The sequence below is a fragment of the Stenotrophomonas sp. STEN031 genome (assembly GCF_056759975.1).
Genome location: NZ_JBRREA010000002.1, coordinates 52584 through 77301 on the forward strand (window position 1 = coordinate 52584; position 24718 = coordinate 77301).

Annotated in this window: 25 protein-coding genes and 1 tRNA gene; 7 read left to right on the top strand and 19 right to left on the bottom strand. The window is 63.7% G+C overall.

The genetic code is table 11. The features are described 5' to 3' along the window. Positions 1 to 2: 2 nt before the first annotated feature. Together imuA and lexA are read right to left on the bottom strand one after the other, a co-directional pair. Entirely contained in the window at positions 3 to 623 is a 621-nt protein-coding gene (gene imuA / locus ACVOLQ_RS01195; RefSeq protein WP_313172158.1) for a translesion DNA synthesis-associated protein ImuA, read from the bottom strand. After that, positions 623 to 1234 carry a transcriptional repressor LexA gene (lexA, locus tag ACVOLQ_RS01200; protein WP_481526776.1) on the bottom strand — a complete coding sequence of 204 codons (612 nt, stop codon included), beginning with the start codon at positions 1232 to 1234 and terminating at the stop codon, positions 623 to 625. The genes imuA and lexA overlap by 1 nt, the downstream gene beginning before the upstream one ends. A 159-nt stretch (positions 1235 to 1393) precedes the next feature. Between lexA and ACVOLQ_RS01205 the strand changes: the two genes are divergently transcribed. Beyond that, positions 1394 to 2338: a GGDEF domain-containing protein gene (locus ACVOLQ_RS01205; protein ID WP_481526777.1), complete on the top strand. Its 945-nt coding sequence runs from the start codon at positions 1394 to 1396 to the stop codon at positions 2336 to 2338. A 191-nt stretch (positions 2339 to 2529) separates the two neighbouring features. On the opposite strand, the gene ACVOLQ_RS01210 is transcribed toward ACVOLQ_RS01205, so the two are convergent. The 13 genes from ACVOLQ_RS01210 to serS all read right to left on the bottom strand — a co-directional run bounded on the left by ACVOLQ_RS01210 (position 2530) and on the right by serS (position 15458). Then, the gene (locus tag ACVOLQ_RS01210; protein WP_481526778.1) at positions 2530 to 2736 is read right to left on the bottom strand and encodes a hypothetical protein; all 207 of its coding nucleotides are present in this window, start codon (positions 2734 to 2736) and stop codon (positions 2530 to 2532) included. A 164-nt stretch (positions 2737 to 2900) separates the two neighbouring features. Then, complete coding sequence (locus tag ACVOLQ_RS01215) at positions 2901 to 3599, bottom strand: YiaD family glycine zipper/OmpA-like lipoprotein (RefSeq protein ID WP_313172166.1); 699 nt, start codon at positions 3597 to 3599, stop codon at positions 2901 to 2903. A 137-nt stretch (positions 3600 to 3736) separates the two neighbouring features. Continuing rightward, complete coding sequence (locus ACVOLQ_RS01220) at positions 3737 to 5146, bottom strand: cryptochrome/photolyase family protein (protein WP_481526779.1); 1410 nt, start codon at positions 5144 to 5146, stop codon at positions 3737 to 3739. A gap of 14 nt (positions 5147 to 5160) precedes the next feature. After that, a complete protein-coding gene (locus tag ACVOLQ_RS01225; RefSeq protein ID WP_303749900.1) occupies positions 5161 to 6591 on the bottom strand; it encodes a replicative DNA helicase in 1431 nt (476 codons plus the stop codon). Between the two features lie 204 nt (positions 6592 to 6795). After that, positions 6796 to 7353 (bottom strand): NADPH-dependent FMN reductase, encoded by a 558-nt coding sequence (locus ACVOLQ_RS01230; RefSeq protein ID WP_313172170.1) that lies wholly within the window; start codon positions 7351 to 7353, stop codon positions 6796 to 6798. A 100-nt stretch (positions 7354 to 7453) separates the two neighbouring features. Then, the gene (locus ACVOLQ_RS01235; protein ID WP_313172173.1) at positions 7454 to 8308 is read right to left on the bottom strand and encodes an EcsC family protein; all 855 of its coding nucleotides are present in this window, start codon (positions 8306 to 8308) and stop codon (positions 7454 to 7456) included. A gap of 5 nt (positions 8309 to 8313) precedes the next feature. Continuing rightward, positions 8314 to 8889, bottom strand: a complete 576-nt coding sequence (gene orn / locus ACVOLQ_RS01240; RefSeq protein WP_313492798.1) for an oligoribonuclease — start codon at positions 8887 to 8889, stop codon at positions 8314 to 8316. Positions 8890 to 8980: 91 nt separating this feature from the next. Then, entirely contained in the window at positions 8981 to 9499 is a 519-nt protein-coding gene (gene tadA / locus ACVOLQ_RS01245; protein WP_313172177.1) for a tRNA adenosine(34) deaminase TadA, read from the bottom strand. A gap of 205 nt (positions 9500 to 9704) precedes the next feature. Further along, a complete protein-coding gene (locus tag ACVOLQ_RS01250; protein ID WP_481526780.1) occupies positions 9705 to 10367 on the bottom strand; it encodes a hypothetical protein in 663 nt (220 codons plus the stop codon). 147 nt (positions 10368 to 10514) lie between these two features. Continuing rightward, entirely contained in the window at positions 10515 to 12059 is a 1545-nt protein-coding gene (locus tag ACVOLQ_RS01255; RefSeq protein WP_481526781.1) for a sensor domain-containing diguanylate cyclase, read from the bottom strand. 228 nt (positions 12060 to 12287) lie between these two features. Further along, a tRNA-Ser gene (locus tag ACVOLQ_RS01260) sits at positions 12288 to 12377 on the bottom strand. Positions 12378 to 12444: 67 nt separating this feature from the next. Beyond that, the gene (locus ACVOLQ_RS01265) at positions 12445 to 13437 is read right to left on the bottom strand and encodes a LysR family transcriptional regulator (protein WP_282267030.1); all 993 of its coding nucleotides are present in this window, start codon (positions 13435 to 13437) and stop codon (positions 12445 to 12447) included. 743 nt (positions 13438 to 14180) lie between these two features. Beyond that, on the bottom strand, positions 14181 to 15458 hold the full coding sequence (serS, locus tag ACVOLQ_RS01270; RefSeq protein ID WP_313172186.1) for a serine--tRNA ligase: 1278 nt from the start codon (positions 15456 to 15458) through the stop codon (positions 14181 to 14183). Positions 15459 to 15571: 113 nt separating this feature from the next. Here serS and ACVOLQ_RS01275 point away from each other — a divergent pair, with 113 nt between their 5' ends. Both ACVOLQ_RS01275 and ACVOLQ_RS01280 read left to right on the top strand, forming a co-directional pair. After that, entirely contained in the window at positions 15572 to 16219 is a 648-nt protein-coding gene (locus ACVOLQ_RS01275) for an energy transducer TonB (protein ID WP_313172188.1), read from the top strand. A gap of 102 nt (positions 16220 to 16321) precedes the next feature. Then, positions 16322 to 16822 (top strand): energy transducer TonB, encoded by a 501-nt coding sequence (locus tag ACVOLQ_RS01280; RefSeq protein WP_481526782.1) that lies wholly within the window; start codon positions 16322 to 16324, stop codon positions 16820 to 16822. On the opposite strand, the gene aroA is transcribed toward ACVOLQ_RS01280, so the two are convergent. From aroA to ACVOLQ_RS01300, 4 genes are all read right to left on the bottom strand, one after another. Then, the gene (gene aroA, locus ACVOLQ_RS01285) at positions 16806 to 18119 is read right to left on the bottom strand and encodes a 3-phosphoshikimate 1-carboxyvinyltransferase (RefSeq protein WP_481526783.1); all 1314 of its coding nucleotides are present in this window, start codon (positions 18117 to 18119) and stop codon (positions 16806 to 16808) included. The genes ACVOLQ_RS01280 and aroA overlap by 17 nt on opposite strands. 177 nt (positions 18120 to 18296) lie before the next feature. Then, complete coding sequence (gene pheA, locus ACVOLQ_RS01290) at positions 18297 to 19505, bottom strand: prephenate dehydratase (RefSeq protein WP_481526784.1); 1209 nt, start codon at positions 19503 to 19505, stop codon at positions 18297 to 18299. Positions 19506 to 19555: 50 nt separating this feature from the next. Next, positions 19556 to 20641 (bottom strand): 3-phosphoserine/phosphohydroxythreonine transaminase, encoded by a 1086-nt coding sequence (gene serC, locus ACVOLQ_RS01295; RefSeq protein WP_481526785.1) that lies wholly within the window; start codon positions 20639 to 20641, stop codon positions 19556 to 19558. A 141-nt stretch (positions 20642 to 20782) separates the two neighbouring features. Continuing rightward, complete coding sequence (locus ACVOLQ_RS01300) at positions 20783 to 21595, bottom strand: FHA domain-containing protein (protein WP_313172200.1); 813 nt, start codon at positions 21593 to 21595, stop codon at positions 20783 to 20785. A 119-nt stretch (positions 21596 to 21714) separates the two neighbouring features. Between ACVOLQ_RS01300 and ACVOLQ_RS01305 the strand changes: the two genes are divergently transcribed. The 4 genes from ACVOLQ_RS01305 to ACVOLQ_RS01320 all read left to right on the top strand — a co-directional run bounded on the left by ACVOLQ_RS01305 (position 21715) and on the right by ACVOLQ_RS01320 (position 24706). Further along, positions 21715 to 21990, top strand: coding sequence for a polyhydroxyalkanoic acid system family protein (locus ACVOLQ_RS01305; RefSeq protein ID WP_303749885.1), 276 nt, complete (start codon positions 21715 to 21717; stop codon positions 21988 to 21990). A 79-nt stretch (positions 21991 to 22069) separates the two neighbouring features. Next, positions 22070 to 22534, top strand: a complete 465-nt coding sequence (locus ACVOLQ_RS01310; RefSeq protein ID WP_481526786.1) for a phasin family protein — start codon at positions 22070 to 22072, stop codon at positions 22532 to 22534. A gap of 222 nt (positions 22535 to 22756) precedes the next feature. Further along, a complete protein-coding gene (locus ACVOLQ_RS01315) occupies positions 22757 to 23587 on the top strand; it encodes a YggS family pyridoxal phosphate-dependent enzyme (protein ID WP_481526787.1) in 831 nt (276 codons plus the stop codon). A gap of 96 nt (positions 23588 to 23683) precedes the next feature. Further along, positions 23684 to 24706 carry a restriction endonuclease gene (locus tag ACVOLQ_RS01320; RefSeq protein WP_481526839.1) on the top strand — a complete coding sequence of 341 codons (1023 nt, stop codon included), beginning with the start codon at positions 23684 to 23686 and terminating at the stop codon, positions 24704 to 24706. Positions 24707 to 24718: the final 12 nt, after the last annotated feature.

Consider the following 24718-nt stretch of genomic DNA (forward strand, 5'->3'; position numbering starts at 1 on the left):
GCTTACCGCTCCCGGGCGAAGGGCAACGGACGTGGCGGCACCATGCCGCCGCGACACTTCAACACCCGCAGCTGCGCTGGCTGCGCATCGATGGCGATACGCAAGGCCGCTGGCGAAGGATTCCTGGCCGCCTGCAACGGCCGGCTGGCAAAACCCAACGTCTGCCCTGATTCGGCCGCCACCTGCAGGCGTCGCAACGCCTTGTCTTCGGCCATCTGCGGCCAGCACAACACGGCACCGCAGCTACCCGAACGCAGGCATTGCTCAGTCGCCCACAGCGCATCACGCGGATCATTGGCCTGCACCACCTGCAACTGACGCAGGTCGATACCCGCTGCCTGCCAGGCCGGTGCATACGGGATATGCGGCGGTGCCACCAGCACCACGCGCTCGCCGGCCTGGGTCAAGCGGGCCAGCGAGGGCCATAGCAGCTGCAATTCACCCACGCCTTCGGCCGGCAACAGAATCTCGCTCAACGCGGACTCCGGCCAGCCACCAGTAGGCAGCACATCATCCAGTTGCGCATAACCCGTCGGCTGGCGGCTGGCCGGCAGCGGCGCAGGCCGACCACGCCAGACCCGGCGCTCGTGCAGCAGGCTGTCAAGGGCAACAACCGCGCCCATCAGCCACGCCGGACCAGACCACAGAACACGCCTTCGATGGCGAAGTCCTGATCGTGCCGCACTTCAATCGGTGCATAGGCCGGGTTACGCGGCAGCAGCCGCAGTTGGGTGCCGCTGCGTGAGAGCCGCTTGATGGTCAGCTCACCGTCCAGTCGCGCCACCACCGTCTGTCCGTTGCGCGCATCGCTGCTGCGCCTGACCCCGACCAGATCGCCATCGAGAATACCGTCGTCGATCATCGAATCGCCCTGCACCCGCAGCAGGTAATCCGGGCTGAGCGAGAACAGGCGTTCATCCAGCACCAGGGTATCGACCAGTTCGGCATCGGCACCGATCGGCGCGCCAGCGGCGACCCGTCCAAGGATGGGCACCTGCAACACTTCCGACGCCCGCCCCAGCTGCCCCACCGGGCGGATGCCGCGCGCCTGCCCGGCAGCCACCTCGATCAGGCCCGCCTCGCTCAAGGCCAACACGTGTTTACGCGCCGCGCCGCGTGACGCCAGCCCGCAGGCAGCAGCAATTTCCGCCAATGAAGGCGCCTGCCCGCGCCCATTCACCTGGTCACGGATATAGCGAAGGATGGCAGCGCGGCGGGGGCTCAGGGGGTTCATGGAGTACATTTGTACTCCATCTGCACAAAGCCCGCCAGCGGCTAAGCACCGCTATTCAGGTGAATGCGGAAAACACATTGCCGCTGCTATCTTTCGCGCCATATGGACCGCAACGTCCCCGCGAAACCGCCCCCCTCCTTACCGCAGGCATTGCGCAGTGTGCCGCTGCGCACCATCGCCCCGGTGACGACCCTGGCACTGCTCTTTTTCGGGGTTTGGCTGTGGTTTGACGGGCATCGTCCTGCTGCGGCGGCGAGCGGCCTGCTGTCGGCACTGGCCTTGCTGGCAAGCATTTGGATCCATCAGCGCAGGCCACGGCTGGAAATCGGTGGTGTGCTGCTGTGCCTGGCCACGGTCGGCGGCAGCCTGCTGTCCGCCTGGCAACTGGGCAGCGATGCGCTGCCTTGGACCTACCTGACGCTGATGTCCAATTTCTTCATCGTCCGCAACCAGATTGCAACCCCGCTCAATCTGATGCTGGTCGCGGGCCTGCTGCTGATGCCGGACGTGCTGCTGGGCCAACCTGCCCGGTTGCAGGCATTGACCGTGATTGTGCTGGTGTTCGGCTTTGGCTACCACTTCTCCCGCCGCCTGCAGGGCGACCGTATCCGCCTGGAGATGCTGGTATCACTGGATGCTTTGACCGGCGTGCCAAACCGGCGGGCGTTGGAAAAGTCATTGCAGGCGCATATCAACGGCGTACGCAATGAGCGCTTCCGGCAGGGCCTGGTGGTGATCGACATCGACAATTTCAAAGAGGTCAATGATCACTATGGGCACGGTGCCGGTGATACCGCCCTGTCCGACCTGGCGGCAATCCTGCGCTTTGAACTTCGTGAGAACGATCAGGTATTTCGCTTTGGTGGCGAGGAATTCGTGGTTCTTGCCGATACCGGGAGTCGCGAAGCGCTGGCCCGTTTTACCGAACGCCTGCGCAAGGCGGTCCATGAATCGCTGCGCGGACCAGGCGGCCGCATCACCATTTCGGTAGGGGCAGCGATGTATGCCGGCGAGCAGCGTTGGCAAGACTGGTTCGCACGCGCCGATGCCGCGCTGTATGAGGCCAAGGGCAAGGGACGCAACAGCGTGGTAGTGGCGGAGTAGCTTTGGCTTTGGCTTTAGCTTTGGCTTTAGCTTGAGCTTTGGCTTTGGCTCAGCCCCCTCCCTTGCGCCGCAGGCGTAGGGGAGGGTTGGGGAGGGGTAGCTTTCGCTTTGCTTTTGCCCTTGCTTCCGCAGTGCGCGCACTGGACTTTCCGCGAGCCAAAGCCACAGCAAAAGCAAAAGCAAAAGACCCCTCATCCGGTGCTGCGCACCACCTTCTCCCGCAAGCGGGAGAAGGGAATAAAAGCAGCAGCCAGAGCAAGCGCAAAGCCACAGCAAAGCCAAAGCCACAGCAAAGCCAAAGCAACAACAGCCACAGCAGTCGCAGCAACCGCAGCAACCGCAACAGCCGCAACAGCCGCAACAGCCGCAACAGCCGCAACAGCCAAAATGAAAGTCAAAGCGACAGCCAAAGCCTAGGCAACAGCCGGAGCAATAGCAACAGCCAAAACAACAGCCAAAACTACCCTTCCCCCGCCCTCCCCTACGCCTGCGGCGCAAGGGAGGGAGTAAAAAAGGGCCGCTTGCGCGGCCCTTCGTTTACATCATCAAGTGATTGCTGCGATCACGAACGCAGCGGGATCACCCGGATCTCGACGCGGCGATTCTGCGCGCGGCCAGCGTCGGTGCTGTTGTCGGCAATCGGGTAAGCCTTGCCTGCACCAAGGGTTTCAATACGCTCACGCTGCACACCCTGTGCGGCAAGATAAGCGGCCACTGCATCGGCGCGCTCCTTGGAAATACGGTTGTTCACCGCATCGGTACCGATGCTGTCGGTGTGGCCGACCACCTCGATCATGGTCTGGTTGTACTCGCTCAAGGTGCTGGCAACACCGTTGAGCGCACCATAGAACTGCGGCTTCAGCGTGGTCTTGTTGAAATCGAAGGTAATGCCGTCCGGCAGGTTCAAGGTGATGTTGTCGCCCTCGCGCTGCACGTCGATACCGGTATTGGCAGTACGCTCACGCAGTGCGCGCTCCTGACGGTCCTGGTAGTTGCCGATCGCTGCACCGCCAAGCGCGCCGATGCCGGCACCGACCATTGCACGCTGGCGACGCTCGGTGGCATCACCACCGCTGAGCAGACCTGCCGCCACGCCAATGGCCGTACCGATCAGCGCGCCCTTGCCGGTCTTGTTCTGCTGCTGGGTCTGATTACCGTACTGGTCCTGCTGCACATACGAGCCACCGGTAGCGCAGGCCGAGAGGACGGCTGCCGCCACCAAGCCAATGGAAAGATTGCGAACAACAGTAAGGGTGGTCATCTGAGTCTCCTGATAGGCCGGACTGGCCAGCGTGGATTTGCCGGGCAAGCATAAACACCGCGAAGCATTACCTGCGTGAGCCCATACCTTGCTCAAGGGTATCCATTCATCTAACTGTCTTCAGCGTTAAGCCCGTGTCAGCGACAGCGCTGGTAGGCCGCCAACGCCGCGTCGCGGCCCTGCGCCAGATCCACCAACGGCTGCGTCGGATAGCCCGGCGCGTGTTCGGCCAGCAGTTGCGGGAACTGCCACGGCGCGAACCGTGCCTTGAGTGGCAGCGCGGCCAGCTCGGGCAGCCAACGGCTGATATAGCGTGCCTGCGGATCGAATTTCTGCGCCTGCGTCACCGGATTGAAGATACGGAAATACGGTGCTGCATCCGCCCCCGTTCCGCCGATCCACTGCCACCCCATGCTGTTGTTGGCCAGGTCGGCATCGACCAAGGTGTCCCAGAACCAGCGTGCGCCCTCCTTCCAATGCATGCGCATGTGCTTGCACAGGTAGCTGCCCACCAGCATCCGTACCCGGTTGTGCATGTAACCGGTCGCCCACAGTTCGCGCATGCCGGCATCGATGATGGGAATCCCGGTACGCCCCTGCTGCCAGGCTGCCAGCATTTCCGGCTGCGCCGGCGCCCAGGCGAAGCGCTCGAAGCGCGGATTGAGGTTGACGTCGCTGGTCTGCGGGAAGTGATGCAGCAGATGCCAGGAAAACTCACGCCACCCCAGCTGCCGGATGTAGCCATCGATGTCCCCATCGCGGCCGGCGCTACGCATTCCTTCCAGGGTATGGGCGATGCGCCACGGTGCGATCTCGCCGAAATGCAGGTGCGGTGACAACAACGAAGTGCCGGTGCGATCCGGCAGGTCGCGCTGCTCGCGGTAGCCATTGAGCGCACCCTCGGCAAAAACCTCCAGCGCTTCCTGTGCGCCCGCCTCACCCGGTTGCCAATGCTCCCAGAAACCCGCATCCCAGCCCAGACGCGGCTTCAGGCCCAGCGCCTGCAAGGGCAGGCCCGACAACGCCGGCGTGCTCAACGTGCGTGGTGCTTCGGACAGTTCGGCCAGCCGCCAGCGGGTCAGTGCATTGCGCCAGAACGGGGTGAACACCTTGTACGGGCCGCCCTGCAGCGTGGCCAGCTCCCAGGGCTCGAACAGCAGGTAGCCGTTATGGCTTTCCACCTGCACACCTTGCCCGCGCAGGCCACGCTTGATCCCCGCATCACGCGGCTGCGTGGCGGGCTCGTACTTGCGGTTCCAATAGACTGCCTCGGCGCCGCTTTCGGCAATCAGGGCCTGCAGCTGGGCCATGCTGTCGCCGCTGCGTAGCAGCAGCGCCGAGCCGATGGCGCGCAGCTGTGCATCGAGCTGCTGCAGCGAATGATGCAACCAGGCGTCGGAGGCTGCGCCTGGTGCCCATGCGCCCTCCTCGTGCGGCGCATGGATGTAGACCGGGATGACATCGTGGCCCGCTTCAATCGCGGCCTGCAACGCCGGGTTGTCACGCAGTCGCAGGTCGCGGCGGAACCAGACAATGGCGGTGGACATGCAGCTGCTCCCGCTTATTCGAACGAACCCACCGAATCGTGGCTCAGGTTGTCAAAGCGGGTGTACTCACCGAAGAATTTCAGCTTGCATGAACCGGTGGGACCACCACGGTGCTTGCCGATGATGATCTCGGCCAGGCCCTTGTCCGGCGAATTTTCCTTGTTGTAGTAATCATCGCGGTAGATGAAGACGATCATGTCCGCATCCTGCTCGATAGCGCCGGATTCGCGAAGGTCAGCCATCACAGGGCGCTTGTCGGTACGGGTTTCCAGGGAGCGGTTGAGCTGCGACAGCGCAATCACTGGCACGTGCAGTTCCTTGGCCAGCCCCTTGAGCGAACGCGAGATTTCCGAGATTTCGGTCGCGCGGTTCTCACTGTTGCCCGGCACGCTCATCAGCTGCAGGTAGTCGATCACGATCAGACCAAGATCGTGCTCGCGCTTGAGCCGGCGGCACTTGGAACGCAGCACTTCGGGCGACACGCCAGGCGTATCGTCGATGAATATCTTGGTTTCCTTCAGCATGCGGATGGCGCCGGTCACGCGGCTCCAGTCCTCGTCCTCAAGCTGACCGGTACGCAGGCGCTGCGCATTGATGCGGCCGTTGGAAGAGATCAGGCGCATCGCCAGCTGCGATGCGGACATTTCCATCGAGAACACCGCCACACCCTTCTTCGACTTGATCGCCGCGTATTCGGCGATGTTCAAGGCGAAGGTGGTCTTGCCCATGGCCGGACGCGCGGCCAGGATGATCAGATCGGTCGGCTGCAGGCCGGCGGTCATCGCATCGAAATCGTTGTAACCGGTCGGCAGACCGGTGATGTTGCCGCCGTTCTCGAAGCGATTGCGCAGTTCTTCGAAGGCGTCCTTCAGTGCGCCCGGCATCGCCACGAAGTCGGTACGCCCGCGCGCGCCCTGTTCGGCGATCGCGAACACCGATTTTTCCGCAGTCTGCAACAACTCCGAACTGTCGCGCCCTTCGGGCTGGAAGCCATCGTTGACGATGTCGGTGCCGACCTGGATCAGCTGCCGCAGCACAGCCTTGTCGCGCACGATCTCGGCATAGGCACCGATATTGGCGGCCGACGGCGTGGTGCTGGCCAGTTCGATCAGATAGGCGCCATCGCCCACCATGTCCAGCTTGCCCTGTGATTCGAACCATTCACCCAGGGTCACCGCATCGAACGGGCGATCGCGCTCGGACAGCTCACGGATCGCGCGGTAGATCAACTGGTGATCGCGCCGGTAGAAATCCTTGTCAGTCAGTGCCTCGTTGACCCGGTCATAGGCCTCGGGTGCCAGCATCAGGCCACCCAGCACGGCCTGCTCGGCTTCTACTGAATGAGGGGGCACGCGCAAAGCGTCGATGCGCTGCTCGCTGCGATCGGAGCGGTCATTGCGGTCACCGCGGTCGCGGTCGGAACGGAAACCAGTACGGGCGGACATGAAAAGCGTTATTCCTGCAATAAGGCCGTGCGGCCATGGTAGGTGGGCATAGCCCACCGGGATACGTACAAGTCTGTGGATAACCTGTCCACAACCCAAGTCCATGGGAGCTCAGGGTTCGGCTGGCATACAGAAACAAGCACCCGGCGCCGTTGCAGCACCGGATGCGGATTATCGCATGTGTGGCGCCCGCCTCGCGGGGCCTCAGGCCTGGCGTTGGCGCTCGATCCAGGCCAGGAACTTGTCGACAAAGCCCTGCAGGAACTGGCGGGTGCCGTCGTTGCTGATGCTGCCATCGGCCTCGATCAAACCTTCCTTGAAGTGCAGGAAAGCCTCCGGCTGCGGCATCACCGCCAGGTCGACGAATACCAGCACATTGCGCAGATGCTGCTGGGCCAGCGCACTGCCGATGGCACCAATGGAGGCGCCGACCACCGCCGCCGGTTTGCCGGCAAAGGCGTTGTCGCCGTATGGGCGCGAGGCAGTATCGATGGCGTTCTTCAACACGCCGGGAATCGAACGGTTGTACTCAGGGGTGACGAACAGCACCGCATCGGCGGCACGCACCTGGTTCTTCATGCGCGTACCCTGCGCCGGGAACTGGCTATCGTGATCCTGGTTGTACAGCGGTATGTCACCGATCTGTATGTAGTCGAACTTGACGCGGTCGCCGGCCAGCTTCTCCAACGCAAGTGCCAGCCGCCGATTGATGGATTCCTTGCGCAGACTGCCGACGAAAACCGCGATCTTGTACTGGCTCATGACCACCTCGCTCCGTAGGAAGGACACAGGCTAGCCAGAATGGGCTTCGCAACAGGTGAAGGCAACGCCCTGACAGACTACCCGCGCAGGGAAGGCAGCATCAAAGACGCAGGCGGCCGGTAATCCCGCCGTAGGCCAGCCTCACGGTATCGAAACCATACTTCGACTCCAGCCGCTTGATGATGAAATGTCCGCGGGCCATGTCCTGGTAGTAAGCAGTGAACATGGTGTTCAAGGTGGCACCAGCCACCGCGCCGATCACCGGCACTGCTTGGGCAACAAATTTCTCCGAGACCACCACACCGAAGCGGGCGGCGATCTTCTCCACGATTCTGGCCAGCCACTTGCCGGCCTCCTTCGGGCCCAGGCCCAGCAGTACACCGTGACTGCCACTGATCGCGGTACCAGCCAACTCCGCCGAAAGATGACGCATCACCTCGGTGGTGAAGCCGCGTGCCAGGTAATAGCCGGTCTCGCTGGCATCGTCCTGGCCGGAGTTGCCACCCAACGCGAACACTTCCAGACAGGCCTGGCGGGTCGCCATCTCGCTCAGATCAAAACCTTCACTGCGGGCAACATCGGCGACCGCGCGCATGATGATGGTGGTCGACAGCGGCAGTTCGATCGCCAGCGCGGGCAGCCCACCTGCCCCGCCCAGCGCACCGGACGCAGCCGCCGCCAGCTTGTGCAGGCGCGGCGAGGCCGGCTTGCCGGGCTGCTTGTTGTCCATGGTCCACAACGCCGTCTGCGCAGCCTTGTACAGGGCCGCCTCGGTGACGCCCTGGATGCGCGAGGACACCGCTGTCGGCAGCTTGCGCACCGCAAATTCCAGTGGTCCACCAATCAGGTTGGCCATCCGGGCGGTGAGCGTGGGCGACTCCAGCAAGCCAACGGCACGTTCCAGATCGGCCAGATCCTGCGCGTTGTCTTGCAGACGCAGAGCAAGCCCGGTCATCCGATTCAGCCTGCTTCCGGCACGCCCGCCAGCACACCCATGAACTGCCGGTAATGACGCAGCTCGGCGATGGAGTCCTGCACATCACTGAGCGCGGTATGGCTGGAAGTCTTGCTCACCCCTGCGGCTACGGCCGGCGACCAGCGCTTGGCCAGCTCCTTGATCGTGGACACGTCCAGGTTGCGGTAATGGAAATACTTCTCCAACCGCGGCATCTGCCGGTGCAGGAAGCGGCGATCCTGGCAGATCGAGTTGCCACACATCGGCGAGGCACCGGCCTTGATCCAGTCCTGCAGGAAGGCAATGGTCCTGGCTTCGGCCTGGCCCATGCTGGTGCTACTGTCCAGCACCCGCTGCCACAGGCCTGAACGCTGGTGCTGGTTGCGGTTCCACTCGTCCATCGCTTCCAGCGTGGCCAGCGAATGGTTGATGGCGAACTCGGGGCCCTCGGCCAGCACATTGAGTTGACCATCGGTGACGACGGTGGCGATCTCGATGATGGAATCGTTGTCCGTATCCAGACCGGTCATTTCCAGGTCAATCCAGATCAACCGATCGTTGCCTGCGCTGTTGTCCGCCATGTGCTGCCTCATGCTTGGGGCCGACGGTCAATCGCCGAACGGCCGGAATATCGAAGCGCACATGATACCCCTGCCCAAGGTAGGGGTTGCGTCAAAGGTCGTCGGGTGTCAGCAACGGGCGTCCACGCTTGGCCCGGAAGTAATTGCTCAGTCGCAGGCTGGCCTCCTGTGCCAGCACCCCACCCTGCACCTGCACGCGGTGGTTATGGCGCGGATCGGTGAGCAGATCGAACACACTGCCACAGGCACCGGTCTTGGGATCGGTGGCGGCATACACCACCCGCGCGATGCGTGCGTGCACTAGCGCCATCGCGCACATCGCGCAGGGCTCCAGCGTCACGTACAAGGTGCTGCCGACCAGGCGATGGTTTCCCAGGGCCTTGCCGGCCTGGCGCATGGCCACGATCTCGGCATGGGCGCTGGGATCATGGTGGGCGATATTGAGGTTCCAGCCCTCCCCCAGCAGCGCGCCATCGGCGCCGACCAGAACCGCACCTACCGGAATCTCATCGAACTCGCGCTGCGCGCGGTCAGCCAAGGCCAAGGCTTGGCGCATCCAATGCGTGTCGACTGCCGCTTCGGTATCTGCGTTGGCGGGACCTTCCGTCATTGCCGGCTACCGGAGACAACCCACCCGCGCCCGGGACAGGCCTGGGCCAGCACCTGTACCGCAGCAGACACGCTGCACGCCTCAGAAAACATGGATACAACTCCGACAACCAGGGCCAAGCCCGACCCGGTCATTTTACGTCAAGCCACGCTCGCCACGTCCTGCAGCCGCCCGCACCCTGATCGGGAACGGGGTGGCCCCCGCCTTACTGCGCGGTTGCCGCAGCTCCCTCGGGCATGCCGGTGGCCGCATCTGCGGCAAGCGAGTAGACATAGCTTTCGTCATAAAGCCGCACTTCCAGCTTGTCACGCCCGCGCCGCTCGACCGCATAGATGCTGCCCTCCCAGTTGCCGCCCAGGGCGGTCATGGGATCGATCTCCCCCAGCCTGCTGGCATCGATGCGCAACACCACCTTGTCCTTTTCATAGGACGGCAGTACCGAACTGAAAAACGTCGCGTGCTGGCCAGAGGTTATAGCCCCATACGAACTGGAGCTCGGGTGCGCCACGAGGAAGGCGAAGCTCTTGCTGAAATCGATGCCGGACAGATCAATCGGCGCTTCATCCCTGCGTCCTGCTGGATACGCGCGCATCGCCTCGACTGCATCCGCGCTTGCAATAGGAAAGAACTCGATGTCGCTGTAGCCCGGCAGCGAAGCCTGGCCTTCGGCGGCAAAGCCCGTGCCCTGCAGCAGGGTCGACAGCGCCTGGGTACTGCTCAGCATCGGCCGCGTACTCACCTGGAACTTGCTGCTGGCCTCCAGCTCTGCCGCCTTGCCGGTGAGTGACAGATTTCCCTCCTGGTCACAGCCAGCCAGCAGCAGCGAGAAAATGCCGGCTACGATCAAACCAAGAAAAGACCTTTGCATGCGGTACGTCCTGTACGAAGCTGCTGCTCTCGCAGCGGGTCTGCAATCATGCAAGCAGTTCTCTTGCTTGTATGTAGGTAAACACCTACCGGCAGCCTTGACGCCATCTGCGTCGAGTCGCAGATGACGCAGACCGCGCCCGCCGGGTCAGACGTGGAAGCGGGCACCCGCCTCGCGCTGATGCACCGAGACCCGATTCCTGCCGCCGCGCTTGGATGCATACAGCATCTCATCGGCCGCCTTGAGCACCGCCTCGATCTCGAAACTGCTCTGTGGCCAGTTGGCCACGCCCAGTGAAATCGTGATCGTACCCACCCTGGCGATCTGCATTTCCGCCACCGCCACACGCAGCCGTTCGGCGACCTGCGCTGCCGTTGCCAGCGTGGTGGATGGCAGCAGGATCAGGAACTCCTCGCCACCGACGCGCAACGGCACGTCGTAGGCGCGACAGGCTTCGCGCATGCGCTGGGCGAGCTGCTGCAACACGACGTCGCCGGCATCATGGCCATGGGTGTCGTTGATCATCTTGAAGTGATCAATGTCGATCGAGATCACCGAGAACGTGCTGGCCTGACTCTCGAAGTTCGCCAACGCCTCATCCAGTCGGCGCCGGTTGCCCAGCTTGGTCAAGGGGTCCGTGGTGGTGTCCTCGCGCAGCTTGCTGAAGCTCTTGTGGATCGCGTCAATGCCGATCAACAGGGCCTTTTTGAGCTCACGCGACTCGAAGTACCAGGACTTGACCGAGCGGATGTCCTTGGCCGAAGACGGATCCTCCATCTTGCGGGCGCCATCGGCCAGCAAGCGCAGCGGGCGCGAGATCAACCGCGCACTCCACAGTATCAGGACCAAGGTCAGGATCGTTGCCGGCAACGCACGGTACAAGGTTCCCTGCATCAGCTGGGTCAACGGCGCAAGCGTGGCCGCCTCGGGACGTTGGGCAACGATGCCCCACCCCGTCGATGCAACCGGCGCGTAGCCGGCCAGCATTTTCACGCCTTGCGAATTGACCGTGGGCCCCTTCCCCGCCACGCCAGTGGCGACGCGGTCGACGACGACGTTCTTCTCCACGAAGTCACCGATCCGGTCCGGATTCGGGTGATAGATGATGCGCTTCTGCTGATCGACCACGAACAGATAGGAGCCATCAACATAGAAATGCTGGCCGAGCAGGCGGTCAAGGATGTTTTCCTTCTGCAGGTAGATCGCGCCGCCCACCGCGCCGAGATAGCGGCCCGATGCGGAAATTATCGGGTGGTTGATGAAAACGATGAAGTTGCCGGTTGCCGATTGGTAGGGCGCGCTGATCAGCGGTCGCTTCTCGCGCAATGCAGTCTTCACCGCTTCGCTGCCCAATACCCGACCCTGCAGCCCCAGGGTTTCGGGCGAGGTCGCCAATACCTTGCCACCTGCGTCGAAGATGGTGATGGAGTTGAAGCTCTTGCTCATCATGCGCAGGCGCGCGGCTTCCTCCTCCAACTTGGATACATCGTCCATTTTCAGCGCGAGCAGTTGCGCGGTATAGGCCAGCTGCAACTGCGACGCCTGCAGGAAGTCTTCCGTGCTCTTGGCCAGCTTGTTGGCGTAGGCATAGTTGCCATCCAGGGTGGTGTCCACCAATTGCTGGCGCTGCACCGTATAGCTGGCATAGAACGTATTGGCGAACGGCACCAGTGCTCCGATCAAGGTGAGCACCAGAATAAGTTTTCGTAAATCCATGGATCTCGACGCGGACGCTGGAAGGTAGTGCCGCGACAAGCCCATGCATGCCCGGGCGCGCAGCTCCCCCAAGCCGTGTCCATTTTACCAGCGGAACTGTCCTGGATGTCCGCCACCGGTGTCATTGCAACGCGGATGCCCGCGCCGTGTCCACCACTCACAAACGCAGAAAAGCCGCTGTTTCCAGCGGCTTCTCCACATGTCTGGCGGGCAAAGTGGGATTCGAACCCACGGAAGGTTTGACCCTTCGCCGGTTTTCAAGACCGGTGCCTTAAACCGCTCGGCCATCTGCCCGTAACGTGCAACTACCCCGGATAGCGTTCCGGGGCGGGCATTCTCGCATGCTTGCGGGCTTTTTTGTTCAACCAGCTTCGATTGCCAACGATCCCGCCATCGAAGCGCGGATCTTCTCCTTGGCCCGCTCGCAGGCGCCCCCACAATGCAGGCGCGAGGCCTCCAGTTCGGTCGGCAGGTGCTCTGCAAGGAAGTCGATGAACACCCGCACCGCCGGCAACAACCCGCGCCGCGAGGCAAACACCGCATGGCAGATCCCTTGCGGCAGCGACCAGTCCGGCAGCACCACTTCCAGTTCACCGTTGCGTACGGCCTCTGCGCAGACGGTTTCCGGCAGCATGGTGATACCGAAGCCGTCCTTGACCATCGCCTGCAGCAACGGGAAGTCAAACCCGGCCACTCGCGGTTGCAGTTCGACCCGGCGCACTTCCCCGCCCGGCCCATGCAGCTCCCAGCGCTGGCGGGCCTCGTCCTCGCTGATGCTCAGGGTGACGTGATTGCCCAGGTCTTCCGGCGAGGCCGGGCGCCCCGCCCGATCCAGATACGCCGGGCTGGCCACCAGCAACTCCTGTACCTGGCCAAAGCTGCGCATGACCAGGCTGCCGTCATCGTCCAGGCGCGAACGTACCCGCAAGGCCACGTCATAGCCTTCGTTGATGATGTCCACGCGACGGTTGCTGATGTTCAGCTGCAGCCGCACTTTCGGGTACTGCTCGAGGAACTTCGGCAACAGCTTGGGTAGCTGCATCTGTGCCAGCGACACCGGCACGCTGGCGCGCACCAGCCCACGCGGCTCTGCACTGAGCCGGTCCACCACTTCGCGCGCGGCCTGGGCCTCGGCCAACATCGTCTGCGCATGCCGATGCACGCTCATGCCCACGTCGGTGACCGCGAAACGGCGCGTCGAGCGCTGCAGCAGGCGCACACCGAGGTCTGTCTCAAGCTGGCTGATGCGCCGGCTGAGACGTGATTTCGGTATGCCCAGCGCACGCTCGGCAGCAGCAAAACCGCCGTGGTCGACCACCATGGCGAAGTAGTAGAGGTCGTTGAGGTCCTGCATGGATTGATCCCACTATTGGAACGAACCGCTAAATTTAATCACCTTTGTCCTGTATTTACAAATCAGGCCCCAAACAGTCCTGATTGAGGTTCCAGCATGCCGGGGGCGAAGCACTGCAGACGCCCATTCATGTTTAGAGGGCGCAGCGTCCAGGAACGGCGCGCTTTTGTAGGAGCGGTGTCAGCCGCGAAGCTGGCAAACCTTGCGGCCCTGCTATGCCTCGACATTCAAGTGTTCCCGGCTTCGCGGTTTACATCGCTTCCACAAGGACCAAAGACCTTGTCGGCAAGGGCGCCGAAGCGATATCGGACAGGCATCTGCCGAGCATGGCTCGGCACTACCCAATGCCAGGCTGCCTGCTTTTGTGGGAGCGGCTTGCGCGGCAAAGCCCGGAATCCTTGCGATCGCGGGCATTTCTGCAATTCCGGCCTATCGAGCTTCGCGGTTTACACCGCTCCCACAAGGACCTAAAGACCTTGTCGGCTCGGGCGCCGAAGCGCTGTCGGGCAGGCATCTGCCGAGCATGGCTCGGCACTACCAAATTCGGGGCCGCTTGTTTTTGTGGGAGCGGCGTCAGCCGCGAAGCTCACAATCGTTGCGATTGCCGACCGTTTTGCAAATTCAACGAAGCCGGCTTCGCGGTTTACACCGCTCCCACACCGATCAAAGACCGTATGGGCACGCGCGCCGAAGCGTTATCGGGCAGGCCGCTGCCGAGCATGGCTCGGCACTACCGTCTGGGGTCAGGCAATGGTTTCGGCACCGCCCATGTAGGGGCGCAGTACTTCCGGGATCGTGATCGAGCCATCGGCGTTCTGGTAGTTCTCCATCACCGCGATCATCGCCCGGCCTACCGCCACGCCCGAACCATTGAGGGTGTGCACCAGCTCCGGCTTGCCGGCGGGATTGCGCCAGCGCGCCTGCATCCGACGCGCCTGGAAATCACCGCAATTCGAGCAGGACGAGATCTCGCGGTAGGTCTGCTGCGACGGCAGCCATACCTCCAGGTCATAGGTCTTGATCGCCGAAAAGCCCATGTCGCCGGTGCACAGCAGCACCTTGCGGTAAGGCAGGCCCAGCTTCTGCAGCACGGCTTCGGCGCACGCGGTCATGCGCTCATGCTCGGCAGCGCTGTCCTCGGCAGCACAGACGCTGACCAGTTCAACCTTCTCGAACTGGTGCTGGCGAATCATGCCGCGCACGTCACGGCCACCGCTGCCGGCCTCGGAGCGGAAGCACATCGAATGTGCGGTCATGCGCAGCGGCAGACGCTCGGCGTCGATGATCTCGTCGCGGACGATATTGGTCAGCGGCACTTCCGAGGTCGGGATCAGATAGCGGGTGGATTCGCCCAACGCGGTCTTGAACAGGTCTTCCTCGAACTTGGGCAACTGACCGGTGCCGCGCAGCGAGTCGGCGTTGACCAGCACCGGCACATTGGTTTCCTCGTAACCGTGCTCGTTGCTGTGCAGATTGAGCATGAACTGGCCCAGGGCACGGTGCAGACGCGCGATCGAACCGCGCAACACGGTGAAACGTGCGCCGGACAGCTTGGCGGCGGTTTCCGCGTCCAGGCCATTGTTGCGGGCCCCCAGCTCCACGTGGTCGAGCACCGGGAAGTCGAATTCGCGCGGGGTACCCCAGCGCAGCTGCTCGACGTTGTCATTCTCGTCCTTGCCGGCCGGAACATCAGCGGCAGGCAGGTTCGGGATGCCCATCGACAGGGTTTCGATCTGCTCGCGCAGTACATCGAGCTGGGCCTCGGAGCTCTTCAGCTCATCGGCGAACGCGGCCACTTCGGCCATGATCGCCGACACGTCCTCGCCCTTGGCCTTGGCATGGCCAATCGACTTGGAACGGCTGTTGCGCAGGCTCTGCAGTTCCTGGGTGCGCACCTGGATGCGCTTGCGGTCAGCCTCCAGCGACTCGAAGGCGGCCACATCCAGAACGTAACCGCGCGTACTGCGCAGGCGTTCGGCAAGTTCGGCGGGCTGCTGGCGAAGAAGGGCTGGATCAAGCATGGCTGGGCACTGTGTACGGGTGTGGATATTGGATTATCGCGCGAACTGCAGCTTTCTGCCGCGCGATTCACCTTTCCTGTGCAAGAATCGGCCGGTTCCATACGGTCAAGGCCATGTCCGCTCCAAGCTCCCGCTCCGACCAGAACTTCACGTTTCACCTGCCCCGCAGCAGCCTGAAGATCGCTGGCATCGCCTTTGGCGTCGGTGTTCTGCTGTTCCTGGTGGTCTGGCTCAATGCCCGTCGCCACAACGAGTTCTATCGCGCCGATCCGGCCCAGCCACAGGCCAGCAACGCCGTGTTGGCGCCCTTGCCGGCACCCTTGCCCGCAGGTGCCGGCGCCAGCGACATGCCCGATGCGCGCCCGGAAACGGTGGAGGAAACCCCGGAGCTGGTCGAGGCCGCGCCCGCCCCACCACCGCAGCCCATCGCTGAGACTGCGCCGGTCGATCCGGCACCGGCCGCGCCAGTCGCGCCCGCGCCCAGTGACCAGCCAGTGCCACTGCCTGGCCAAAGCCCGGCGCCGGACTATCCGCCGGCAGCCCTGCGCCGCGGCGAAAGCGGTACGGTAATTGTTCACGTGGACGTGGACGCCAATGGCGTCCCCCTGGATGTCCGCGTGATCCAGCGCAGTGGCTCGCGCGACCTTGACCGGGCTGCCCAGGAAGCCGTGCGCAACTGGCGTTTCCAGCCGGCACAGAGCAATGGCCAGCCAATGCAGGGCAGCCTGGAAATCCCCTTCGATTTCAAACCGGCGCCGTAAGCTGAACCCCGGCTCCCCAAGGGGGCCGGTTTCCGTCCAAAGTCATTCGCCGTTTGGGAGTGCGGGACCAGACTTGTTGCGTAGTCGCTACGCAGAGCCCACATGTCGATGTCCAGCATCCCCCTTCAACACAGCACGAGCCACCCTCATACACCGGCACGCCCGCACGGCATTGCTGTGGCATGGCTGTGGGGCCTGCTGGCGCTGCTGGTGGTGACTGTCTTTGCCGTGCTCGGGTACCGCCACCTGCAGACTCCAGTGGCTGCCAGCCCGGTTTCCATCACCACTGCCGATACCACTTCGGTGGTCAGCATCGCGGGCAATCGTGATGCCGAACCGCTGGCCAACAATCCGACCCCGGATTATCCGGCCGCCGCGCTGAGTGCCGACATCGAAGGCGATGTGATCGTACGTCTGCAGGTGGATGCCGACGGCCGGGTCAGCCAAGCCACCGTGATCGGACATGAAGGCGGTATTGACCCCGCCCTGGATCAGGCCGCCATTGCCGCGCTACAGCAATGGCGCTTCCAGCCCGCGATGCGGGATGGTCGCGCCATCAACAGCGTCGTGCAGGTCCCTGTGGAGTTCAGGACCGGACGCTGAGCCCGAAGCCGGCGCCACTGGCCAGGCTGTCAAAGCCTGGGAACGAGGTCGCCACGTTGGCGACATCATTGATGCGTACTTCACCGGTGCTGAGCTGGCCGGCAATGGCAAAAGCCATCGAGATACGGTGATCGCCGTGGCTCTCGATGGTGCCGCTGCCCAGCGGACCACCGAAAATGGTCGCACCATCATCGGTCTCGTCCACGCGCAGGCCCAGGTCACGCAGGCCCGTGGCCATCGCCGCGAGACGGTCTGACTCCTTCACCCGCAGCTCGGCTGCGCCGCGCACCACGGTCTGGCCTTCGGCGGCGGCGGCGGCGACGAACAGTGCCGGAAACTCGTCGATCATGTCCGGCACCAGCGCTTCCGGAATCTCCGCGCCCTTGAGCTGGGCATAGCGCACGACCAGATCTGCGACCTGCTCGCCACCGTGCTCGGCATGGTTCTCCTCGGTGATGTCCGCGCCCATCAGGCGCAGTGCAGCCAGCAGGCCGGTGCGGCGCGGATTCAGGCCGACCGAACGCAAACGCACTTCCGAGCCGGGAATGATGCTGGCGGCAACGATGAAGAACGCCGAGGACGAGAAGTCCGCCGGTACCGAAATATCGGTCGCACGCAGGCGCTGGCCGCCGCGCAGGCGTGCCTTGCCCGGTTCGAACTCGATCTCCACGCCGAATGCGCGCAACATGCGCTCGGTGTAATCGCGGGTTGGATGCGGCTCGACCACTGATGTCTCGCCTTGCGCATACAGGCCCGCCAGCAGCACCGCCGACTTGACCTGCGCACTGGCCACCGGCAATTCGTAATCGATGCCGTGCAGTGTCTGCCCGCCGTGGATGTGCAGCGGCGGCGTGCCATCGTCCTGGGTGTCGATGCGTGCACCCATCTGCGCCAGCGGCCCGGTCACGCGGCGCATCGGCCGCTTGGACAAGGACGCATCACCAATCAGCGTCGTGTCGAAGGGCTGCGCGGCCAGCAGGCCAGCCAGCAGACGCATGCCGGTGCCGGCGTTACCGCAATCCAGCTCGTCGGTTGGTGCCTTCAGGCCATCCACGCCAACGCCATGGACGATCCGCTGCGAGGCTGACGGCGTTTCGAATCGCACGCCCATCTGTTCGAAAATGTGGGCGGTGGCGCGGGTGTCCTCGCCTTCCAGAAAACCATCGATATGCGAAACGCCATCGGCCAGCGCGGCGAACATCACCGAGCGGTGCGATACCGACTTGTCGCCGGGAATGGCGAGCGTGCCCTGCAGGGCGGAACCTTTGCGTGCAATCCAGTAGGGCTGGGAACTCATGCGGTCTCTCTAGTATTCAGTGCGCCAGGGGCGCGTCAGCAAACCCTTCTCCCTCCGGGAGAAGGTGCCCGAAGGGCAGATGAGGGTAAGGGAGCACATGGCTGCAGCGAATTGAAGAATGTCGGCAACCCTGCCCTCACCCCAACCCCTCTCCCGCGGGGAGAGGGGCTTTGGAACTCACGGCACGGCGACCGGGTAGGAACCGAGCACCTTGATCTGCGCCGAGTGCGACTTCAGCTCGGCCAATGCGGCCTGCATCGATTCGTCTTCGATATGACCTGCCAGATCGATGAAGAAACCGTATTCCCACTTGGCCTGGTGCGAGGGTCGCGACTCGATGCGGTTCATGCTGATGCCGTGGCGTGCGAACGGGCTGAGTACGTCGAACAGCGCGCCGGGCTTGTCGTGGATGAAGACCAAAACCGAGGTACGGTCGTGGCCCGACGACGGGAACAGCTGGCGACCGATCACCAGGAAGCGCGTGGTGTTGTCGGCGTCGTTCTGGATCGGCTTGGTCACCACCTTCTTCAGGCCATACACATGCCCGGCACTCTCGCCGCCGATGGCCGCAGCGTCTTCCGCATTGCGGGCGCGTCGGGCACCTTCGGAGTTGCTGGACACCGGCACTTTTTCGGTCTTGGGCAGGTTGGCACGCAGCCATGCCGAGGTCTGCATGAAGGCCTGCGGATGCGCGTAGATGCGCTCGATGTCCTCGATGCGGCCGGTGCGCGAGAGCAGGTACTGCTGCACGCGCAGCTCGACTTCGCCGCAGATCTTGAGATTGGAGGTCAGGAACATGTCCAGGGTGATCTGGATCGTGCCCTGCCCGGAGTTCTCCACCGGCACGACGCCGAAATCGGCGTTGCCGTTTTCCACTTCCTGGAAAATCTCTTCGATGTTGGCCAAAGGCAGGCCCAGCGCCGAACGACCAAAGTGCTTGTGCGCGGCCTGCTGGGTGAACGAGCCTTCCGGGCCGAGGTAGCCGATCTTCAAAGGCTCCTGCTGGGCCAGACAGGCCGACATGATTTCGCGATAGACGTGCACCAGCACTTCGTCGCTGAGCGGGCCTTCGTTGCGGTCCACCACCATGCGCAGCACTTGCGCTTCGCGCTCGGGGCGGTAGTAGTCAACGGCTGCCGCCAGCTTGCCCTTGGCCTTGCCGACCTGATGGGCGAAGTTGGCCCGCTCGGCAATCAGGGCCTGGATGCTGCGGTCGATCTGGTCGATCTTGGCGCGCACATCCGACAGCACCGGCTTCGCGACGGTGAGGGTCTCGGCGGCGGCTTTCTTGCTGGCGACAGTCTTCTTCACCGCAGCCTGCCTGGTCGGTGCTTTCTTGGCGGCAGGTTGGGCTTTACTGGCGGTCTTGCTTGGCTTGGTCGCCATGGAATCGTCTACCTGTTACTGGCCGGCGCGGCGCGCACGGCGGGATTGGTTCAACCGTTACGCTGCTGGAAATCACGCATGAATGCTGCCAGCGCCTGTGCGCCTTCCAGCGGCATGGCGTTGTACAGCGAGGCGCGGATGCCGCCGACTGCCTTGTGGCCCTTCAGCGCCAGCAAGCCGGCTGCCTTGGACTCGCTGACAAAACGCGCATTGAGTTCTTCGCTGGGCAGGAAGAACGGGATGTTCATCCGCGAACGTACGGCCGCGGCTACTTCGTTGCGGTAAAAGCCGCCGGAACCGTCAATGGCCTCATAGACCGCCGACGACTTGGCAAGGCTGAGCCTGGCGAAGGCATCGACACCGCCCTGGGCCAGCATCCACTTGAACATCAGCCCGGCCAGGTACCAGTTCCAGGTCGGCGGTGTGTTCAACATCGAGTCGCGCGCGACATGCGAGCGGTAATCGAAGATATCCGCGCGCGGCTGGCCGGCGCGTTCCAGCAGGTCGCGGCGGATGATGACCACGGCGATGCCAACCGGGCCAAGGTTCTTCTGCGCACCTGCGTAGATCACGCCATAGCGCGACACGTCAATCGGCTCGGAGGCAATGGACGAGCTGAAATCGGCGATCAGCGGCACCCCGCCCACATCCGGCACATCACGGAACTCGATGCCGTGGATGGTTTCGTTGGCGGTGATATGCACATAGGCCGCATCGTCAGATAGCTGCCACTGCGAACGCGCCGGGATATCCCGATAACCACTGGCCTCACCGCTGGCGGCGATGTTGACGTCGACATAGGGCTGAGCCTGCTTGACCGCGGTCTTGCCCCAGTGGCCACTGACCACGTAGTCCACGCGTTGGCCCGAGCTGGCGAAGTTCAGCGGCAGCAGCGCCTGCTGGGTGGTGGCACCGCCCCCCAGGAACAGCACCGCGTAATCGTCAGGAATGCCGATCAGGCGCCGCAGATCGGCTTCGGCCTCGGCGGCCACGGCCATGAAGTCGGCACTGCGGTGGCTTATCTCGACAATGGACGCGCCTACGCCATTCCATTCCAACATCTCCGCCTGCGCCTGGCGCAGGACCGATTCCGGCAATGTCGCAGGGCCGGCACTGAAATTGAATGCGCGCGTCATGTCACACCTGTTGAGCAGAATCCCTAGTATGCCGCAGCGCAACAGCCTTGGGCCAGTTGGGAAAAGTTGCATCTGCACCCATTCTGCGCGTGCAGCTTCCCCGGCCCATGCGTGAGATTTCAGTACGACAGGTGCCGCTAGTCAGCGGGCGCCGAACAGCAACAACGCGCTGATCGCCGCCCCCAGCAACAAGGCGCTGAGCAACAGCCAAGGCCAACGCCGGGGCAAACGGGGTTTTGCCGGCGCCAACGTGGAGGGTTTGACCGCCACCGGCTCTTCATCATCTTCGACCGCGATGGCCGCATTGGCGGCAACCGGGCCCAGCGGAATTTCCAGCACAAAGCGGTGGTTACCTTCGAAAACCACCTGGTCACCCGCCTGCAACCAGCAATGCCGGGCATTTACGCCATTGACCAGGCTACCTTCGGCCGACCCCAGGTCGCGCAGCAGGACCTTGTCGCCATGCCGCTCGAAACGGGCATGCCGTTCGGCGAAGGCCGGCTCGTCGATCAGGATGTCACTCGCCGGATCGCTACCAACCAGGCGCGGCTTGTCCAGGGTGAAGCTGCGCCCGTGGTGGCGCCCCCCCACCCCGCGCAGCAGCGCCCGCAGATCTTCGCCGCCATCGCCGGGCGCCTCGGGCGGATGCGGGACCTGCTCGCATTCCCCGCGCAGCAGCATCTCCGTACCGTCGGCGTAGACCGAATCACCGGCGCGCAGCAATGCCATCCGCCGCACCGGCCGGCCATTGACGTGAATGCCGCGGCCACCGCTGGCAACCTGGAGCCAGACGCCGCGCTGATCGGTGCAGAACTGCGCCAACAGCAAGGGGCCGACGCTGCCATCACCGAGCCGGATTTGACCCGACGCGTGGCGCACGATGCGCTGGACCCCCGGCATCAATGACTGATCCGGCTGCTGACGATTGCTGAAATGGACTTGCAGAGTGCGCACCGGCAGCAGACTAGCAGGTCATCCGGTCATGCAGAAGGTGTACGTGAGACTTGGACTACGCCGCTCAGGTCCGCACAATGGCGCATCTTTCTCACATACAGCAGTACAGGCCGCACGCCATGTCCACCATTGATATCCAGCACGCCCACTCCCTGTCCGACGACAAGGCCCGCACCGCCATTGCCGAAGTCGCCGAAAAGCTGCAGGAACGCTTCGACGTGGTTACCCGCTGGGACGGCCCGGTGCTGCACTTCAACCGTTCCGGCGTGGACGGTGCCATCGAGCTGCTGCCGGGTGCCGTGCGGGTCAAGGCCGAACTGGGCTTCCTGCTCTCGGCAATGAAAGGCATGGTGGAATCCGAAATTCAACGCGTGCTGACTGACAAGCTCGGCTGAGCCGGCGCCGTCACACAACTCAGGCCGCCAAGCCGTTACGGTGTGGCTGAACTCTTCAACCCCGCATAGGAGCATCGTCATGACCACCTACGAGCAACGCCCGGAAGACGAAGACGACAGCGCCGGCACGCAAGGCCAGGCCGAGCGTTTGACCAGGAAGGTGACCGAATCGGCACAGCAGGTGTGGCTGGCCGGCCTGGGCGCACTGTCGCGGGCGCAGGCCGAGGGCAGCAAACTGTTCGACACCCTGGTCAAGGAAGGCCAGGACAGCGAAGCCCGTTCCCGCGAACAGTCGCGCAACGGCGAAAGCCTGCGCGACACCGTCGAGAACACCCTGGGGCAGGCCCGGGAGCGCGCCGCCGATACCTGGGACAAGGTCGAAAAGTCGTTTGAAGACCGCGTACACAGCGTGCTGCGACGCATGGACATCCCCTCGCGTTCCGATATCGAGGCCCTGAACGACCGCCTGGACGCCCTCAACCGCCGTCTTACCCGGGCTGAGAGCCGCGCCGCACACGGCGGGCAGCAAGCTGAAGATCAGTGATGTTGCAAAGCAACATTGCTTGCGCAAGAATCAACTCACCCGCCAGCTGTACCGCGCCGTAAGTCTCCCTCCCCTCACGGCATCGGATGGCGGGTTTTTCATGCCTGCGATTCGTCACGGCAGCCAGATTCCGGGGCCAGGCACCGCCAGCAAGCGATAATCTGTGGCTTACCGCTCCGCCCGCGCAGCATCGGGCGGTGGCCGCAATCGCTGGAGTCAAGCATGCAAACCCCGCGCCCCGACACGGCCCCCGGCAGCACCGTCGGCACCCAGACCCGTCACGCCCTGCACGGCCGCTACCCGCGTGCCGAAAGCGTGGATGACTTCCGCCATAATCTTGCCTTGGTCCGCGAGCGGATGGCCGTGGCCTGCCAGCGCGTGGGCCGGGCCGCGGACAGCGTACGCCTGCTGCCGGTCAGCAAAACCATCGACGAAGCCCATATCCGCCTGGCCTATCAGGCCGGCTGCCGCATGCTTGGCGAAAACAAGGTGCAGGAAGCCCATCACAAATGGGAGGCGATGCAGGACCTGACCGATCTGCACTGGTCGGTCATCGGCCACCTGCAGACCAACAAGGCCAAACTGGTGGCCCGTTTTGCCGACGAATTCCAGGCCTTGGACAGCCTGCGCCTGGCCGAAACGCTGGACCGCCGCCTGCAGGCAGAAGGCCGTTCATTGGACGTCTTCGTGCAGGTAAACACGTCCAATGAGGCCAGCAAGTATGGATTGGTGCCCGAGGCGGTTGCCGGGTTCCTGCAGGCCCTGCCGCGCTCGGGCGCATTGCGCGTGCGCGGCCTGATGACCTTGGCCATGTTCTCCGCCGAGCCGCAGCAGGTGCGCGCCTGCTTCGTCCGCCTGCGGGAACTGCGTGAACGCCTGCGCCAGGACGCCCCGGCCGGCATCGGCCTGGATGAGCTGTCGATGGGCATGTCAGGAGACTTCGAGATCGCCATCGAGGAAGGCGCGACCGTGGTTCGTGTCGGCCAGGCCATCTTTGGCGCGCGCGCGGTGCCCGACAGCCATTATTGGCCGGCCCCTCGGTCCACGGACTGATTCGGCAACAGCGTACAAAAAAGGCGAAGTCAGCCAGCTCTTACGGTCGTCAGGGAAGATAGACTGGGCCCCTTCTCTAGGCTTTCGGGTATGTCGATGTTCTCGTGGATTCTGGCCCTGTTGCTTGCATTGCTCTTGTGGGGCCTGGCGTCGGCATACCTGTGGTTGGTCGCCCGCCGTCAAACCGAGCGCCAGCATGGCCTGGCCGCACTGGCTGGCATGCGCTGGCGTGAGTTTTCGCGCATCGTGCACCAGGCCATGGCCGAACAGCGCGACCTGCATCCACTGACCGATGACGACGAGAACGATCGTGGCACCAGCAGCGACTTCCTGCTGCAACGGGATGGCCAGCGCTGGTTGGTGTCATGCAAGCATGGCCGCGCTTACCGCTTCGATGCCAGTGCGATCCATGAGTTGGCGTCGGCCATCAGCCTTACCGGCGCCGTAGGTGGCCTGCTGATCACCGAAGGCCACGTTGAACGCGACGGTCTGGTCGAAGCGGAGAAGCGATCGATCGAGGTCATCGACGCGCGGCAGTTGTGGCCGCTGCTCAAGCCCTATATGCCGGCCGAGGCACGCGAGACCGTGACCGGCATCGCGCGACGCGAAGCGGTTCGCCACACCGGCATCGCGGGCCTGGCGGCGATCACCCTGGGCCTGCTGGTCGGCATGGGGTATATGACCCTGCGCGGCGACAGCCCTGCGCCCGAATCCATCGCTGCCGCTCCCCGCCCTGCCCGCGACACCACACCCGATCCCGTCAGCGCGCCTGTGACCCCGGCCACCAGCGAAAAAGCCGAAGCCAGCAAGCCAGCAGCACCGGCACCGGCAAACACCTCCAACCCCAGCGATCTCGTGCAGGACCCGGATGCCGCCACGCTGCTGCGTTATCAGCAATCCGTGTCCAAGGCCCTGGCCAGTACGGCGGGCGTGGTCAGTGGCATCTGGCTGACCCGTTCCACCCTGTCGGTTGAGCGCAGCGGCGACGATGCCCAGGTATGGCCCCTGATCTGCCAGCAGCTGCAGCGCTACCCGGCCTTGCGCACCACCCGCGTGCAGCTCAATCCGCGCCCAGGCGTGGATGAGCCGGTACGCTGGCGGCAGTGCAGCACCATCTAGATCTGGAGTTCA